The following is a 14,279-nucleotide window of genomic DNA, read 5'->3' on the forward strand; positions in this document are numbered from 1 at the left end:
GATTGACGGGCGCTGTGCCGGCGTGCGTCGGCGGCCGGGCGGGGCTCAGCTGGTGTCATGTCGGGTGGAGGCGCCTCTTCGACGAGGACGCTGGGATGAAACTTTCATCGACGATCCCGGAGGCGTCCGAAAATTTCGGCGTACCCTGCTCGCAGCTTGAAGCGGCGGCGAAGGCGGGTTCGGTCGACAGGGAGATCGAAACTTTCCAGAAGCTCTTGACAGGTTTCGGTGAAGTTTCCACACTGAGTCCCCGAGATCTGCGACGCCTTGGTGGTGGGCGTTCCCCGGTGGTGGGGCGCGGCGTCGATCCCGTGGGCTGTGCCCGCGTTTCCCCTTTCCATGACTTGCTTATGGAGGCTCAGGCATGGGCGAAAACGCCATGTCCCCACCCGGAACCCGGCGATCCATCAGCGGCCTACGCTGCTCCCTGATCGTCGGCGCTGTCGCCGTGCTCGCCGTGATCGCGGCGCTGATGGCGCCGCTTCGGGCCGATGCCGCGGCGAGCACGCTCGGCGCGGCCGCCGCGCAGAGTGGGCGCTACTTCGGCGCCGCCATCAGCGCGGGCAGGCTCGGCGACTCGCAGTACACCACGATCGCGAACCGTGAGTTCAACATGGTGACGGCCGAGAACGAGATGAAGATCGACGCCACCGAGCCGAACCGGGGCCAGTTCACCTTCGCCAACGGCGACCGCGTCTACAACTGGGCCGTGCAGAACGGCAAGCGGGTGCGCGGGCACACGCTGGCCTGGCACTCCCAGCAGCCCGGCTGGATGCAGTCGCTGTCCGGCAGCAGCCTGCGTCAGGCGATGATCGACCACATCAGCGGCGTGATGGCCCACTACAAGGGCAAGATCTACGCCTGGGACGTGGTCAACGAGGCGTTCGCCGACGGCAACTCCGGTGGGCGGCGCGACTCCAACCTGCAGCGGACCGGCAACGACTGGATCGAGGTGGCGTTCCGCACCGCGCGCGCCGCCGACCCGGCCGCCAAGCTGTGCTACAACGACTACAACATCGACAACTGGACCTGGGCCAAGACGCAGGGCGTCTACAACATGGTCCGCGACTTCAAGCAGCGCGGCGTGCCGATCGACTGTGTGGGCCTGCAGTCGCACTTCAACAGCGGCAGCCCGTACAACAGCAACTACCGCACCACCATCTCCAGCTTCGCCGCCCTCGGGGTGGACGTGCAGATCACCGAGCTGGACATCCAGGGCGCCTCCGCGCAAACGTACGCCGCCGTGACCAACGACTGCCTGGCCGTGGCCCGTTGCGCCGGCATCACGGTGTGGGGGGTGCGCGACCAGGACTCCTGGCGGTCGGGTGACACCCCGCTGCTGTTCAGCGGCGGCAACAAGAAGCCCGCCTACGACGCGGTCCTCAACGCCCTCAACGCCGCGACACCGGGCCCCACGCCCACGGTGACCCCGACGACACCGCCCAGCGGCAGCGGGCAGATCAAGGGCGTGGCCTCCGGCCGCTGCCTGGACGTGCCCAACTCCAGCACCACCGACGGCACCCGGGTGCGGCTGTGGGACTGCTCCAGTAGCAGCAACCAGCAGTGGACCTTGAGCTCCGCGGGTGAGTTCAAGGTGTACGGGAGCAAGTGCCTGGACGCCGGCGGCAGCGGCAACGGCGCGATCATCCAGATCTACGGCTGCTGGGGCGGCGCCAACCAGCAGTGGCGGGTCAACTCCGACGGGACCATCGTCGGGGTGCAGTCCGGGCTGTGCCTGGACGCCGTGGGCGCGGGCACCGGCAACGGCACCCAGCTCCAGCTGTACTCCTGCTCGGGCGGCAACAACCAGAAGTGGACCTGGGGCGGCGGCTCCGGCCCGACCGACCCCGACCCGCCCGGGGGCACGTTGCCCTCAAGCCTGCGGTGGAGCTCCAGCGGTCAGCTGATCGCGCCGAAGTCGGACGCCACGCACAACATCGCGGGCATCAAGGACCCGTCGGTGGTCTACCACAACGGCAAGTACCACGTGTTCGCCAGCACCGCCAACTCCTCGGGCTACAACCTGGTGTACCTGAGCTTCACCGACTGGTCGCAGGCCGGCTCGGCCACGCACTACTACCTGGACCGCACCCCGATCGGCACCGGCTACCGGGCCGCGCCGCAGGTGTTCTACTTCGCGCCGCAGAACCTGTGGTACCTGGTCTACCAGACCGGTAACGCCTCGTACTCCACCAACCCCGACATCAGCAACCCGAACGGGTGGAGCGCGCCGAAGAACTTCTACTCCGCGATGCCCGACATCATCCGGCAGAACATCGGCAACGGCTACTGGGTCGACATGTGGGTGATCTGCGACGACGCCAACTGCTACCTGTTCTCCTCGGACGACAACGGACACCTCTACCGGTCGCAGACGACGCGGGCGAGCTTCCCCAACGGGTTCACCAACACGGTCATCGCCATGCAGGACACCAGGAACAACCTGTTCGAGGCGTCCAACGTCTACAAGGTGCAGGGCTCCAACCAGTACCTGCTGCTGGTCGAGGCGATCGGCTCGGACGGCAGGCGCTGGTTCCGGTCCTGGACCTCCAGCAGCATCGCCGGGTCCTGGACGCAGCTGGCGGCCAGCGAGAGCAACCCGTTCGCCCGGGCGAACAACGTCACCTTCAGCGGCACCGCCTGGACCCGGGACATCAGCCACGGCGAGATGATCCGCGCCGGCAACGACCAGACCCTGCCGATCAGCCCCTGCAAGATGCAGTACGTCTACCAGGGCCTGGACCCCAACGCCGGCGGCGACTACAACTCCCTGCCCTGGCGCCTGGGCCTGCTGACCCAGACCAACTCCACCTGCTGAAACCTGGCTGCGGTGCGGCGTGACCCGCCGCACCGCATTCCACCAAGGTCGTCCTGGACCTTGCCGTTAAACTACGGCCATGACCGCCACCGGGGAGTCGTCCGGCACCCAGCCGCTGACTCTGGCGGAGCTGGCCCAGCTCGCCGGCGTGTCCGCGGCGACGGTCTCCAAAGTGGTCAACGGCCGCTCCGCGGTGGCGCCAGAGACCCGCGCGCTGGTCGAGGGCCTCATCCGCGAGCACGGCTACCGCAGGCAGCGGCGCCGCGTCGACCCGGCCGCCGCGGTGGAGCTGGTCTTCCACGAGCTCGCCGGCGAATACCCGACGGAGATCATCAGGGGAGTCGGTCAGGTGGCGCGCGAGCACCAGCTGACCGTGTCGGTCTCCGAGCTGCAGGGCAGTCACGTCCCCCAGAGCGACTGGCTCGAGGGCGTGCTCAGCCACCGCCCGACCGGCGTCATCGCGGTCTTCTCGGGCCTGACCGAGCTCCAGCGCGAGCGGCTGGCCCGTCGCGAGATCCCCCTCGTCCTCCTGGATCCGACCGGCGACCCCGGTCACCGGGTGCCGTCCGTGGGCGCGGGCAACTGGACCGGCGGCCTCTCGGCCACCCGGCACCTACTGGAGCTCGGACACCGCCGGATCGCCGTCATCACCGGCCCCGACCACGCCCTGTCCAGCCGGGCGCGGCTCGACGGCTACCGCGCCGCGCTGGACACCGAGGGCGTGCCCGTGGACCCGGAGCTGATCTGCCGGGGCGACTTCCAGATCGAGGACGGCCTGGCCTGCACCCATCGGCTGCTGCGCCTGCCCGACCCGCCCACCGCCATCTTCACCTGCAACGACGGTGAGGCGCTGGGCGTCTACCGCGCGGCTCACGAGCTCGGGCTGCGCATCCCGGACGACCTCAGCGTCGTGGGCTTCGACGACCTGCCGTCGATCCGCTGGGCCGTCCCGCCGCTGACCACGATCCGCCAACCGCTCACCGAGATGGCGATGGCGGCCGCCCGGATGGTGGTGGCGCTCGCCCACGGCACACCCCTGCCGCAGCACCGCGTCGAATTCGCGACGGAGCTCATCGTCCGCGGCAGCACCGCTCCTCCGAAGCGTCAGTGACGGCGTTCTCGCCGTGAGGTGAAGCTTTCAGCAGCTCGCCCCCCTGCCGGGCCGTGAGGTCACGCAGATGGGAACGTCCGTCGTGAGCGGCCACGGCAATGATCCACAAGCCGGACGCTTGACGGTGCCGCGCCGCCATCCGACTCTTTGGGTGCGCGAAAGTTACCGTCCAAACGCTCATAACTTACGTGGCGCAGCTCGGTTGGGAGAAGCCTGTCAACGCTTGCTTCAAGGTGAGCGATGGTCGCCGTCGCCGCGTTGATCGCCGCAGCGGGCCTCCTGGTCGCACCCACCGCCCAGGCCGCGGCCGGATGCCGGATCGACTACAGCGTGACCAACCAGTGGGCGAACGGGCTCGGTGCCGATGTGAGCGTTACCAATCTGGGTGATCCGCTCACCAGATGGCGGCTGACCTGGACCTTCACCGCCGGGCAGAAGGTCACCCAGCTGTGGAACGGCACCGTCTCCCAATCCGGCGCGCAGGTCACCGTCACCAACGCCGCCTACAACGGCTCGCTGGCCACCGGAGCGAGCACGTCCTTCGGTTTCAACGGCTCATGGGACAACGCCGGCAACCCGGCCCCGACCGACTTCGCCGTCAACGGCACCCCTGCACCGGAAGCACGCCGACGACCACGCCCACGGTGACGCCCACCGGATTCAGGGCCCCACCTCCACCGCCACCGTCGAGCTGGACTATTCCGCCATGAGAGACGGCGACCTGGCGGGGCTCGCGCTGCTGCGCGACTCGTCCGCGTGGATCGGCGTCAAACGCGACGGCGGCGCGACCAGGGTGGTGACGGTCAACAACCTCACCATGGACAGCAACTGGAACACCACCGGCACCGGGACCGAGGTGGCCGGAGCCGGCGTCTCCGGAGGCCGGATCTGGCTGCGCGCCAATGCCGACATCCGTCCGGGGGCGGGCAGGCAGGGCCGCTTCTCCTACAGCACCGACGGCGTCACCTTCACCTCCCTGGGGTCCGGATTCGCGCTCAACAACGCCTGGCAGTTCTTCATGGGCTACCGCTTCGCCGTCTTCAACTACGCCACCCAGGCACTCGGGGGAGCCGTCAGCGTGAAGCGGTTCGAGCTGGCGACGCCCTGACAGCCCGCGCCAAGTGGTCGGCCCCGCTCGACCTGGGGACGGCGAGCCCGTTCGCTCAGCCCTTGGCCCGGCCCTGGATGTACACACGGTCGCCGTGGCGATGGCGCCGGTGAACAGCGAGCGCCGCGGCCATATCGCGCGGTCGCCGGTCTCCGACTGTTCTTCTCGGGGCCGAGGATCCGTTGATGGCACGTCACGTGTGATGGATGGACTCTTGCGGACGTATAGCGCCCTTTTGAGAGGAACTATCCTCGATGTCTGCTTCTGTAGAACCCGAGCTCGTGACGCGACGGCGGTTGCTCGCCGTCACCGGTGGACTGGTCGGCGCGGTCGCCGTCGGCGGCCTGAGCGGTCCGGCCTGGGCCGACGACCGGCGACCCGGTGCGGGCCGCCGGCGCTGGCTGCCCGGCGACCACCATGTGCACAGCGAGTTCAGCGTGGGGTACGACAACTCCACCACCCCGCCCAAGCCGATCCTCGGCGGGGACGCGATCTACCCGTTGTCGGTCAACGCCACGCACGCGCAGCAGTTCGGGCTGGCCTGGATCGTGTCGACCGACCACGGAGGCCCGCTGCACTCCAAGCTGGACGCGGAGCAGAGGTATCCGAGCCTGCTGGAGGCGCGCCGGTCCGTGCCGCGGGTGTTGCAGTTCTACGGCATGGAGCTGGACACGCCCGCGGCCGACCACTCCAGCCTGATCATCCCGAAGGTGACCACCGAGCGCGACATCCTGTTCCAGCTGGAGAGCCGCTTCTCCAAGCGTGACCCGTTCCCCGCGGACCCGTCGTTCGACACCGAGCAGAAGATGCTGGAGGCGCTGCGCGTGATGAGGCAGCTCCCGCACAAGCCGCTGCTGTTCGCCAACCACCCCGCCCGCTCCGCCACCGGGCTGGGCGTCTACGGCCAGGACACCCCGGCGGAGTTCCGCAACTGGAACGACACCGCGCCGGAGATCGCGCACGGCTTCGAGGGCGCCCCCGGCCACCAGGCCGGCACGCTCAGGAAGGACGGCAGCATCGACCCGGACGGCGAGCGCGGCGGCTACGGCAACTACCCCACGATGGGTGGCTTCGACCAGATGACCGCCCGGCTCGGCGGCCTGTGGGACTCGCTGCTCGGCGAGGGGCGCCGCTGGTGGATCACCTCCACGTCCGACTCTCACCGGCACTACAGCGAGGGCGGCAGCGACTTCTGGCCGGGCGAGTACTCCAAGACGTACGTGCACGCCGGCTGGGACTACGCCGACATCCTCGACGGGCTGCGCAACGGCCGGATCTTCGTCGTCATCGGCGACCTGATCGACCAGCTCGACCTCACGGTCTCCCGCGCCGGGCAGGCCCAGGGCCAGGCCGAGGGCAACACCGTCAGCGTCGGCGAGACCCTCGAGCTGCGCGGCGGCGACCGTGACGCCGAGGTCGAGGTCCGCTTCCGAGTGCCGCGTACGGCCAACGCCAAGGGCGAGCGCCCCCAGGTGAACCGCCTCGACATCATCACCGGCCGCGTCACCGGCCCGGCCGAGGACCGCTCCTCCGACACCAACCCCACCACCAAGGTCGAGGCCCGGTACGGTCCCCGGCAGTGGCGGCGCGAGGGCGACGAGGTCGTCGTCCGGCACACGTTGCGCGACATCGACGGCCCCATGTACGTCCGCGTCCGCGGCACCAACACCGACGAGCTCGAGCCCCAGCCCGACCCGCACGGCTCCGACCCGTGGGCCGACCTGTGGTTCTACTCCAACCCGGTGTTCATCGAGCGCTGACGGCAAACCGTCCGACCGGGCGCGGCGCGGCGCCCGGTCATCCCGCCACAGGCGCGGGACCTTCCCCGGCGAGTTCGGCGTACGGCAGCGCGCCGGTGAGCCCCGAGACGGGGACCGCCAGGAGGTCCGACAGCGCGAACAGCACGGTCAGCGCCGTCGTCCCGGCCCAGAGCGGCGCTGCCCAGGACGCCATGCGCGCGTATCCGCTCGCCTCGGGGACAGCAGTCCCCTGGCGGAGGGGAGCAGGAAGGCCGCGGCGAGGAACAGGCGGGTCATGCGCGGTCGCGCCGTCAGAGGGTGACGCAGACCAGCGGTGCGATCAGTACGGTCATCGGCCCGCTGAGCAGCAGGCCGGCCGTCGAGTAGGCCGCGGCCGGCACCCAGCGGGGCGGCCGGCGTTCGGTGAGCAGTCGCTGCAGACGTTCGACGACGCCGGTGTCGGCCAGGGCGAAAGCGGAAGGCCCCGGGCTCGACGCGGCGGGGCCCGGGCTCGACGCGGAGGCGGCCATCCGGACGAGGGCGCGGGCCAGCGGCAGCGTGCCGTGCGCCCGGCCGGCGTGATCGTCGGCGATCATCTCCACCAGCACCGCGACCGCCTGCCGGGCAGTCCGGGAGCAGGCCAGCCAGGGGAAGGCGTGCGTCAACGCCACGAAGGGGAGCAGGGCCAGGTCGTGGTGGCCTCGGGCATGCGCCCGCTCATGCCCGAGAACGGCCTGCAGCTCCTGCGGGCTCAGCAGTTCCAGGGTCCCCCGGCTCAGGACGATCCGCCGGTGCCGGCCCGGCACGCAGTAGGCGACGTGCTCGGCCACGGGCAGCACGTAGGCGTCGTGCGTCGGCGAATGATCGGCGACCACGTCGACCAGCAGGCGCTGGCGGCGGCGTTCCCGGATCGTCCTGGTGGTGGTGCGTACGGTGTGGATGAGTAGCCAGCTCATCAGGCCCGCCGACCAGGTCAGGGCCAGGAGCTGCACCGGCCCGAGCCCGTCGAGGCCGGGCCCGCTGACGATCTGGAGTGCCAGGGTGTGCGCCCCGTGCGGGAACACCGCGGCCAGCGGCGCGACCGCGGCCACCAGCCCGAGACCGACCGCGCCCAGCCCGGCGGCCAGCCCGATCGCCTGCCACAGTGCCAGCGCCGCGCGGGGGCTGCGGTGCGTCCACGCCGCCCCGGCCAGCCCGCGCGCGGCCCGGTCGCCCAGCACCACCGGCAGCAGCGCGACCCCGGCCGCGACCAGCCAGGCGATCACGGCGCGGATCCGTCGCGCTCGCCCAGCGCCTCGCGCAGGGCGGCGGCCACCTCCGGCGTCACCGTTCCGACGAAGCGCTGCACGGCCGCCGCGACGTCGCCCGCCTCGTCCAGGGCGGCGCGCATGGCCTCGGCGACGAACGCGTCCTTGCCGGCGGTGGCCTTGTAGAGGTGTGCCCGGCCGACGCGTTCGCGGGAGACCATGCCCTTGTTCGACAGGCGCATCAGGACGGTCAGCACCGTCGTGGTGGCCGGCCGGGACGGCAGGCGGGCCGCGAGGACGTGGGCGAACATGCCGTCCGGATGCTCCCACAGAGCTTCCATGACCGATCGCTCCAGGTTGCCGAGCTGCACCGTCGCCCCCTGCCGTGTTCCGCTCCGGCTAGAAGGCTACCGCCCCGGCGCCGCTTGCCACCGGTCACCGGTAGCCGCGGTCCGGCCGGTGGGGGAGAGCCGGCCGCGCCGGTCCAGCCGCCTGACGGCCGCGGCGGAGGCCAGCCCCGCGACGGCCAGGAGCAGCCACGGCAGGCCGGCGGACCCGGTGGAGCGCGCCGCGTCGACCAGGGCGCCGGCCACGAGATTCCCGGCCAGGATCCCCACCCCGGACAGCAGGTTGTACAGCCCGTAATAGGTGCCGATCAGGCGATCTCCCGCCATGTCGGCGATGGTGGCCATCTCGAAAGGGAAGGCGACCAGCGTGCCCAGGGTGAGCAGGAGGACGCACATCACGACGGGCACCATCGCCCACACCGGCGCGAGAGCCGGATGGGCGAGCGCTGCGGGCGGCAGGAAGGCGATCCCCATGAGCGCCAGGCCGCGGCTGATCGCCTGGCCGCGGGTCCACCGGGCCGAGCACCAGGCGGTCAGGCGGACCTGGCCGGCGATGCCGAGCAGCGCCGAGAGGGCGTACAGGGCCATCACCCCCGCCTCGCCGCCGCCGAGGCGCTGCACCTCGAGCGGCAGGGCCAGATACATCTGGTACGACAGCGCGTACGAGGCGATCATGGCCGCGGCGAAGGACACGAACTCCCGGTCTCCGAACGCTCGCCGCCACTCCCGCAGCACCGGCTGCCGCTCCTCCCGCACGGGAGCACGCCGGGCCGGAAGGCACAGTCCCTGCAGGACGGTCAGCACCGCGAAGATGGCCGCGGCGGACAGGCACACGGCCGTGAACCCCGTCCGCAGCAGGGCGAGCCCTGCCAGTGGGCCCAGCAGGATGCCGGCCTGGTAGAAGACGTTGAACACGGCGAAGGCGGCGACCTTGCCCTCCCCGGCCGCGCAGGCCAGGTAGGCCCGCGCGGCCGGGTTGAACAGCGCCCCCGCGAAACCCGTCACGGCGGCGGCCAGGACCAGCAGGGGCAGCGAGGTGGTCAGCCCGAACAGGGCGAAGCCGACGGTACGCAGCGCGCACCCGAGCATGATCATCGGCTTGTGGCCGAGCCGGTCGGCCAGGGTGCCGCCGATCAGGAACATGCCCTGCTGGCTCATGTTCCGCAGGCCCAGGATCAGCCCGATCGTCCAGGCGGCCAGGCCGGCACCGGCCGAGAGGTGCTGGGCGAGGTAGGGCATGAGCATGTAGAAGCCGAGGTTGATGCCCGCCTGGTTGATCTGCAGGAGCTGGATCGGCCGCTCGAAGGAGCGGAACTGCCGCAGCGTGTCTCTCATCGCCGGCCTGCCAGCGGGTCCGTCACGGTGGCGCAGCGCGTCCAGCGGTGCACCTCCCGCTCGCCCGGCTCGCCCAGAAGGTCGGGCTCCTCGGCCGGGACCGGGTCGAGCAGGCCGTGGGCGCGGCAGTAGTCGTCGTCGAAGATGCTGTTCCAGTAGCGCCACGGCCCGTCGGGGAAGATCGCCACGACGGTCTGGTCGGGGGCGGTGCGGGCCAGCCAGCGGGCCACCAGGGTGACCGCGCCCGTGCTCCAGCCGCCCGAGACGTAGTGACGGGCGGCCAGGGCGCGGCAGGCCCAGACCGCTTCGGCCGGGCTGACCCAGTGCACCTCGCTGAAGGCGTCGTAGGCGACGTTGCGGGGATGGATGCTGGAGCCGAGCCCGCGCATCAGGCGGGGCCGGGCGGGCTGGCCGAAGATGGTCGAGCCGACGGTGTCGACGCCGACCAGCTTCAGCCGGGGGAAGTGGCGGCGCAGCACGCCGTGGATGCCGGCGCTGTGCCCGCCGGTGCCGACGGAGCACACCAGCGTGTCGATGTGCGGCAACCGGCCCAGCAACTCGTGGGCGAGCCCCGCGTAGGCGTCGGCGTTGTCCGGGTTGTTGTACTGGTCAGGGCAGTACGAGCCGGGAATGTCGGCCAGCAGGCGCCGCACCCGTTCCCGGCGGGCCTCCTGCCAGCCGCCGGCCGGGTGTGGCTCGTGGACGATCTCGAGGCGTACGCCGTAGGAGGAGAGCAGCCGGCACATGAGCGGCTCCATGCCGGGGTCGCTCACCAGCACGACCGGATGGCCGAAGACGATCCCGGCCAGGGCCAGGCCGAGCCCCAGGGTGCCGCTGGTGGACTCGATGATCGTCGCCCCCGGCCGGAGGTCCCCTCGGGCCCGGGCCTGGCGCACCATGTGCAGGGCGGGACGGTCCTTGATGCCGCCCGGGTTGAACCCTTCCAGCTTGGCCCAGAACCCTCCGCCCGGTACGAACGGCTCGGAGATGAATGCCAGCGGCGTATTGCCGACGGCTAGGGAAAGCGATGAGAAGCCGGCGAGCGGCGTCTTCTGCGGGCGCGCAAAAGTAGCTTGTGATGACATTGGTGAATCCCCGAAGTGAGTGACGCAATTCGCGGCATGACGAATGGCCGCGAATCCCAGCGGACATGGGACGGCTCATGGACGTCGCGGTCCTATATGCGCATCACGCAGAGATTTTCCAGATATGGCGAGGCGGGCCGGGCGGCGCTCGCCGGGACCGTCGTGGCCGCCGCGGCGGCCTGCGCCGACGGGAGGGACGAGGCCGCGGACATCGCCGCGGAGATCGGCGTGTCGGCCGGGTTGATCGCCGAGCAGTCCTGTTCGGTGCCGTGCTGGTGGCGCGGCGGCAGCTCGCGGTGCAGGCATCGCGCGCTGTAGACGGCGGTGTCCTTCAGATCGACGCTGTGGGCGACCGGCTCCGACAGCTCCACGGCCGCGCACGCGCCGCCATGGGCGAACACCACGCCGATGAGCAGCGCGAGCGCGAGCGCCGCATGCGCCGTCAGCCGGCCGGCCGGACGGCGGGAACGGATGGTTCGGGTCGTGAGCATCACCGGTGATAATGCCCGCGCGGCCGCCGGACGCGCCCGGCGAATTCAAAGATTCCGGTAAAGCCGCTGTCGTTGTTCATCCCGCAGGGCGCTTTTAAGAAGAGTGCGCGGCGACCGGCGCCACACTGGGGATTCGCGCGTCCCATTTGATGTCAGGTGGTGAAGTCTTCTATGACCGTTTCGAGACGCGGGGTCGTCGCCGGACTCGGTGCGCTGGCCGTCGCCGGACCGCCGATCGCCCCGCGCGGCGCGACTGCCGAGCGGCTGGCCAGGGATGAGGATTTCTGGGCCGCCGTCGCGCGCCGGTTCCGGGTGAGCCCGGACTTCGTCAACCTGGAGAACGGCTACTACGGCGTCATGCCGGAGCCCGTACGGCAGGCGTACCACCGCAACGTGGACCTGCTCAACGAGCAGAACTCCCACCTGCTGCGCACCACGTACAAGGCCGGGGCCGACAAGATCCGCGATCGCCTGGCGGGCATGCTCGGCGTCAGCAGGGACGAGATCGCGCTCACGCGGGGCGGCACCGAGGCCCTGCAGAACCTGATCTCCGGCTACCGCCGCCTGCGTCCCGGAGACCAGGTGATGTACGCCGACCTGGACTACCACAGCGGCCAGTACGCCATGAACTGGCTGAAGGACCGGCGCGGCGCCGAGGTCGCGCGGATCGTCATGCCCGAGCCCGCCACCCGCCAGGCGGTGCTGGACACCTACGAGCGCGCCCTGCGCGAGCATCCGAAGGCGAAGCTGCTCCTGCTCAGCCACATGAACAACCGCACCGGCCTGGTCACGCCGGTGCGCCGGATCGTGTCCATGGCCCGCGCCCGGGGCGTCGACGTGATCGTGGACGCCGCGCACTCCTGGGGGCAGCTCGACTTCACCCTCCCCGACCTCGACGCCGACTTCGCCGTCTTCTCGCTGCACAAGTGGATGGGCGCGCCGCTGGGCGCCGGGTTCCTCTACGTCCGCAAGCAGCGCCTGGGTGACATTGACCCGCTCTACGCCGACGAGACCTACCCCGCCACCGACATCCGCTCGCGCGTCCACTCCGGCACCATGAACGTCGCGCCCTTCCTCACCGTCGAGGCCGCCCTGGACTTCCACGACACCCTCGGGGCGCAGGTCAAGCAGGCCCGGCTGCGGTTCCTGCGCGATCGCTGGGTGCGCCCGCTCCGCGAGGTCCGGAACGTGGAGATCCTCACCCCGGACGAGCCCGGCACGTACGGCGCCATCACCGCCTTCCGCCTGCGCGGGCGCACCACGGAGGCCGACAACATCGCCGTCGCCGACCGCCTGATGCGCGAACATCGGATCTTCACCGTCGCCCGGACGGGTATGTCGGGTGGCGGCGCCGTCCGCGTCACGCCCGCCCTGTTCACGTCCGCGGCCGACATCGACCGGCTCACGGCCGCACTGCGCGACCTCCGCGAACCTTGACGAGTCAGCAGCAGGGTTACCAGGTGCGCGCGGCGCGCTGGAGGCGGTCGCGGACCTGGGCGACGTCCGGGTTGGCGTCGGCGCCCGGCCGCTGGACCAGGAAGAGCGTGTTGAGCGGTGGCTCGACCGGGTCGTGGAGCAGGGCGAGCCTGCCGGAGGCCAGGTACTCCTCGCACAGCGAGCGGGGCAGCACGCTGTAGCCGGCGCCCGCGTTGACCGCCGACACGACGGCGTACAGGTTCGGCACGGTGACCGCGGCGGCGGCGGAGAGTTGCTTGCCGAAGACCTGGCGCCAGTAGCGGCGCACGATGGGCAGATCCTCGGCGTAGGTGATGAGGGGGACGTCACGGAGCGCGGCGCAGGGGTCGGCGGCCCCGGCCACGTGCGCCCAGGCGGGTGCGGCGACGAGCACGTACTCCTCGTCCGCCAGCGGGACCGAGACCAGCGCGCGGCCACGGGGGCGCCTGGTCGCGATCACCAGGTCGTGGCGGCCCGCGCGTAGTTCCTCGATCAGCGGCTCGGTCAGCCCCGTCGCGACGCGCAGCCGTACGCCCTCGGCGACGAGCGGGGCCAGCGCGGGCAGGACCCGGACGCAGAGCAGCTCGGAGGGGCCGGCCAGGTGCACCGGATCGGTGTGCCCGGCGAGCAGGCCGCGGCGGCTCTGGAAGGAGGCGAGGGCGTCGAGGGGATCCGCGACCTGGGCGGCCAGCTCGTGGGCCGGTTGGGTGGGTTCCACGCCGCGGGGGAGCCGGGTGAACAGCTCGCGCCCGGTCTGCTGCTCCAGCGTGCGGATCTGGGCCGTCACCGTCGGCTGGGAGAGCCCGAGCGACGGCGCCGCGGCAGTGAACGAGCCGGCGCGATAGACGGCCAGGAAGGTGCGCAACAGGTTGAGGTCGACGTGGGACGGAGTCCGCTCCCGGCCGAGGTCTTCCATTGGGATGCCGATGTCGGTCATCGACCCTCCTATTGGTTCTCCGATGGCTTAGTTGCCTAGCGTAGGGGGAGTTGCCTAGGTGGCGGCACCATGAAAGGAAAGACCACGATGACCACCCAGAACGCGATCAACTGGCCGGAGCGCTACCTGCCCGGCACCGGCGACAACTTCGTGTCCAACGAGGTGATCGTCAAGGGCCTGACCGCCGCCGGCGTCTGGCGCTACCTTGTCGACACCTCCACCTGGGAGTCGTACTACGACAACGTCGCCGACATCAGCTTCCCCCAGGGCGGCGGCCCCGAGCTGGGCGAGGGCGTGCGCTTCAGGTTCGGCACCTTCGGCTTCCCGCCCCTCGACGCCCAGGTCGTCGAGTTCCGGCCGCCGGGCGAGGGCGTCCCCGGCCGCCTGTCCTGGACGGCCGCGCAGAACGGCGGGCCCGAGGAGCGGCTCGACGTCCTGCACGCCTGGCTGGTGGAGGACCTGCCCGGCGGCCGGGTACGCATCCTCACCCAGGAGACCCAGATCGGCCGGCCGGCCGCCGAGCTGGCCGCGCAGAGGCCGAACCCCATGCTCAACGGCCACCAGGCCTGGCTGGACGGCCTCGTCCGCGCCGCGTCCTGAACCGAG

General features: G+C 71.0%; 14 protein-coding genes. 7 read left to right on the top strand and 7 right to left on the bottom strand.

Annotation, left to right across the window (positions count from 1 at the left end; genetic code table 11):
• Positions 1-364 precede the first annotated feature (364 nt).
• From ACIBI9_RS46475 to ACIBI9_RS46495, 5 genes are all read left to right on the top strand, one after another.
• Positions 365-2,818, top strand: a complete 2,454-nt coding sequence (locus tag ACIBI9_RS46475; protein WP_397232701.1) for a non-reducing end alpha-L-arabinofuranosidase family hydrolase — start codon at positions 365-367, stop codon at positions 2,816-2,818.
• Between the two features lie 79 nt (positions 2,819-2,897).
• Positions 2,898-3,929: a LacI family DNA-binding transcriptional regulator gene (locus ACIBI9_RS46480; protein WP_397232703.1), complete on the top strand. Its 1,032-nt coding sequence runs from the start codon at positions 2,898-2,900 to the stop codon at positions 3,927-3,929.
• 240 nt (positions 3,930-4,169) lie between these two features.
• Positions 4,170-4,577 carry a cellulose binding domain-containing protein gene (locus ACIBI9_RS46485; RefSeq protein WP_397232705.1) on the top strand — a complete coding sequence of 136 codons (408 nt, stop codon included), beginning with the start codon at positions 4,170-4,172 and terminating at the stop codon, positions 4,575-4,577.
• A 10-nt stretch (positions 4,578-4,587) separates the two neighbouring features.
• A complete protein-coding gene (locus ACIBI9_RS46490) occupies positions 4,588-5,037 on the top strand; it encodes a hypothetical protein (protein ID WP_397232868.1) in 450 nt (149 codons plus the stop codon).
• Positions 5,038-5,291: 254 nt separating this feature from the next.
• Positions 5,292-6,797, top strand: coding sequence for a phosphoesterase (locus tag ACIBI9_RS46495; protein ID WP_397232707.1), 1,506 nt, complete (start codon positions 5,292-5,294; stop codon positions 6,795-6,797).
• A gap of 37 nt (positions 6,798-6,834) precedes the next feature.
• Here the strand turns inward: ACIBI9_RS46495 and ACIBI9_RS46500 are convergent, their stop codons facing one another.
• The 6 genes from ACIBI9_RS46500 to ACIBI9_RS46525 all read right to left on the bottom strand — a co-directional run bounded on the left by ACIBI9_RS46500 (position 6,835) and on the right by ACIBI9_RS46525 (position 11,281).
• Positions 6,835-6,990, bottom strand: a complete 156-nt coding sequence (locus ACIBI9_RS46500; protein WP_397232709.1) for a hypothetical protein — start codon at positions 6,988-6,990, stop codon at positions 6,835-6,837.
• 97 nt (positions 6,991-7,087) lie between these two features.
• Positions 7,088-8,041, bottom strand: coding sequence for a M56 family metallopeptidase (locus tag ACIBI9_RS46505; protein ID WP_397232711.1), 954 nt, complete (start codon positions 8,039-8,041; stop codon positions 7,088-7,090).
• Positions 8,038-8,394, bottom strand: coding sequence for a BlaI/MecI/CopY family transcriptional regulator (locus ACIBI9_RS46510; RefSeq protein WP_394491278.1), 357 nt, complete (start codon positions 8,392-8,394; stop codon positions 8,038-8,040). The genes ACIBI9_RS46505 and ACIBI9_RS46510 overlap by 4 nt, the downstream gene beginning before the upstream one ends.
• Before the next feature lie 36 nt (positions 8,395-8,430).
• Positions 8,431-9,705 (bottom strand): MFS transporter, encoded by a 1,275-nt coding sequence (locus tag ACIBI9_RS46515; RefSeq protein ID WP_397232712.1) that lies wholly within the window; start codon positions 9,703-9,705, stop codon positions 8,431-8,433.
• On the bottom strand, positions 9,702-10,790 hold the full coding sequence (locus ACIBI9_RS46520; RefSeq protein ID WP_397232713.1) for a PLP-dependent cysteine synthase family protein: 1,089 nt from the start codon (positions 10,788-10,790) through the stop codon (positions 9,702-9,704). Before ACIBI9_RS46520 ends, ACIBI9_RS46515 begins: the two co-directional genes overlap by 4 nt.
• 92 nt (positions 10,791-10,882) lie before the next feature.
• The gene (locus ACIBI9_RS46525; RefSeq protein ID WP_397232715.1) at positions 10,883-11,281 is read right to left on the bottom strand and encodes a hypothetical protein; all 399 of its coding nucleotides are present in this window, start codon (positions 11,279-11,281) and stop codon (positions 10,883-10,885) included.
• A gap of 171 nt (positions 11,282-11,452) precedes the next feature.
• Between ACIBI9_RS46525 and ACIBI9_RS46530 the strand changes: the two genes are divergently transcribed.
• Positions 11,453-12,718, top strand: a complete 1,266-nt coding sequence (locus tag ACIBI9_RS46530) for an aminotransferase class V-fold PLP-dependent enzyme (protein WP_397232717.1) — start codon at positions 11,453-11,455, stop codon at positions 12,716-12,718.
• Between the two features lie 16 nt (positions 12,719-12,734).
• Here the strand turns inward: ACIBI9_RS46530 and ACIBI9_RS46535 are convergent, their stop codons facing one another.
• Entirely contained in the window at positions 12,735-13,673 is a 939-nt protein-coding gene (locus ACIBI9_RS46535) for a LysR family transcriptional regulator (RefSeq protein WP_397232719.1), read from the bottom strand.
• A 69-nt stretch (positions 13,674-13,742) separates the two neighbouring features.
• On the opposite strand from ACIBI9_RS46535, the gene ACIBI9_RS46540 reads away from it, so the two are divergent.
• Positions 13,743-14,273, top strand: coding sequence for an SRPBCC domain-containing protein (locus ACIBI9_RS46540; protein ID WP_397232721.1), 531 nt, complete (start codon positions 13,743-13,745; stop codon positions 14,271-14,273).
• The last annotated feature ends 6 nt before the right edge of the window (positions 14,274-14,279 follow it).

The sequence above is a fragment of the Nonomuraea sp. NPDC050451 genome (assembly GCF_044458585.1).

Excerpts from the sequence above, each read along its gene's own strand:
- ACIBI9_RS46540 (WP_397232721.1), top strand. The coding sequence starts at position 13,743 with ATGAAAGGAAAGACCACGATGACCACCCAGAACGCGATCAACTGGCCG.
- ACIBI9_RS46525 (WP_397232715.1), bottom strand. The coding sequence starts at position 11,281 with ATGCTCACGACCCGAACCATCCGTTCCCGCCGTCCGGCCGGCCGGCTG.
- ACIBI9_RS46480 (WP_397232703.1), top strand. The coding sequence starts at position 2,898 with ATGACCGCCACCGGGGAGTCGTCCGGCACCCAGCCGCTGACTCTGGCG.
- ACIBI9_RS46535 (WP_397232719.1), bottom strand. The coding sequence starts at position 13,673 with ATGACCGACATCGGCATCCCAATGGAAGACCTCGGCCGGGAGCGGACT.
- ACIBI9_RS46520 (WP_397232713.1), bottom strand. The coding sequence starts at position 10,790 with ATGTCATCACAAGCTACTTTTGCGCGCCCGCAGAAGACGCCGCTCGCC.
- ACIBI9_RS46475 (WP_397232701.1), top strand. The coding sequence starts at position 365 with ATGGGCGAAAACGCCATGTCCCCACCCGGAACCCGGCGATCCATCAGC.
- ACIBI9_RS46500 (WP_397232709.1), bottom strand. The coding sequence starts at position 6,990 with ATGGCGTCCTGGGCAGCGCCGCTCTGGGCCGGGACGACGGCGCTGACC.
- ACIBI9_RS46495 (WP_397232707.1), top strand. The coding sequence starts at position 5,292 with ATGTCTGCTTCTGTAGAACCCGAGCTCGTGACGCGACGGCGGTTGCTC.
- ACIBI9_RS46515 (WP_397232712.1), bottom strand. The coding sequence starts at position 9,705 with ATGAGAGACACGCTGCGGCAGTTCCGCTCCTTCGAGCGGCCGATCCAG.
- ACIBI9_RS46530 (WP_397232717.1), top strand. The coding sequence starts at position 11,453 with ATGACCGTTTCGAGACGCGGGGTCGTCGCCGGACTCGGTGCGCTGGCC.
- ACIBI9_RS46485 (WP_397232705.1), top strand. The coding sequence starts at position 4,170 with ATGGTCGCCGTCGCCGCGTTGATCGCCGCAGCGGGCCTCCTGGTCGCA.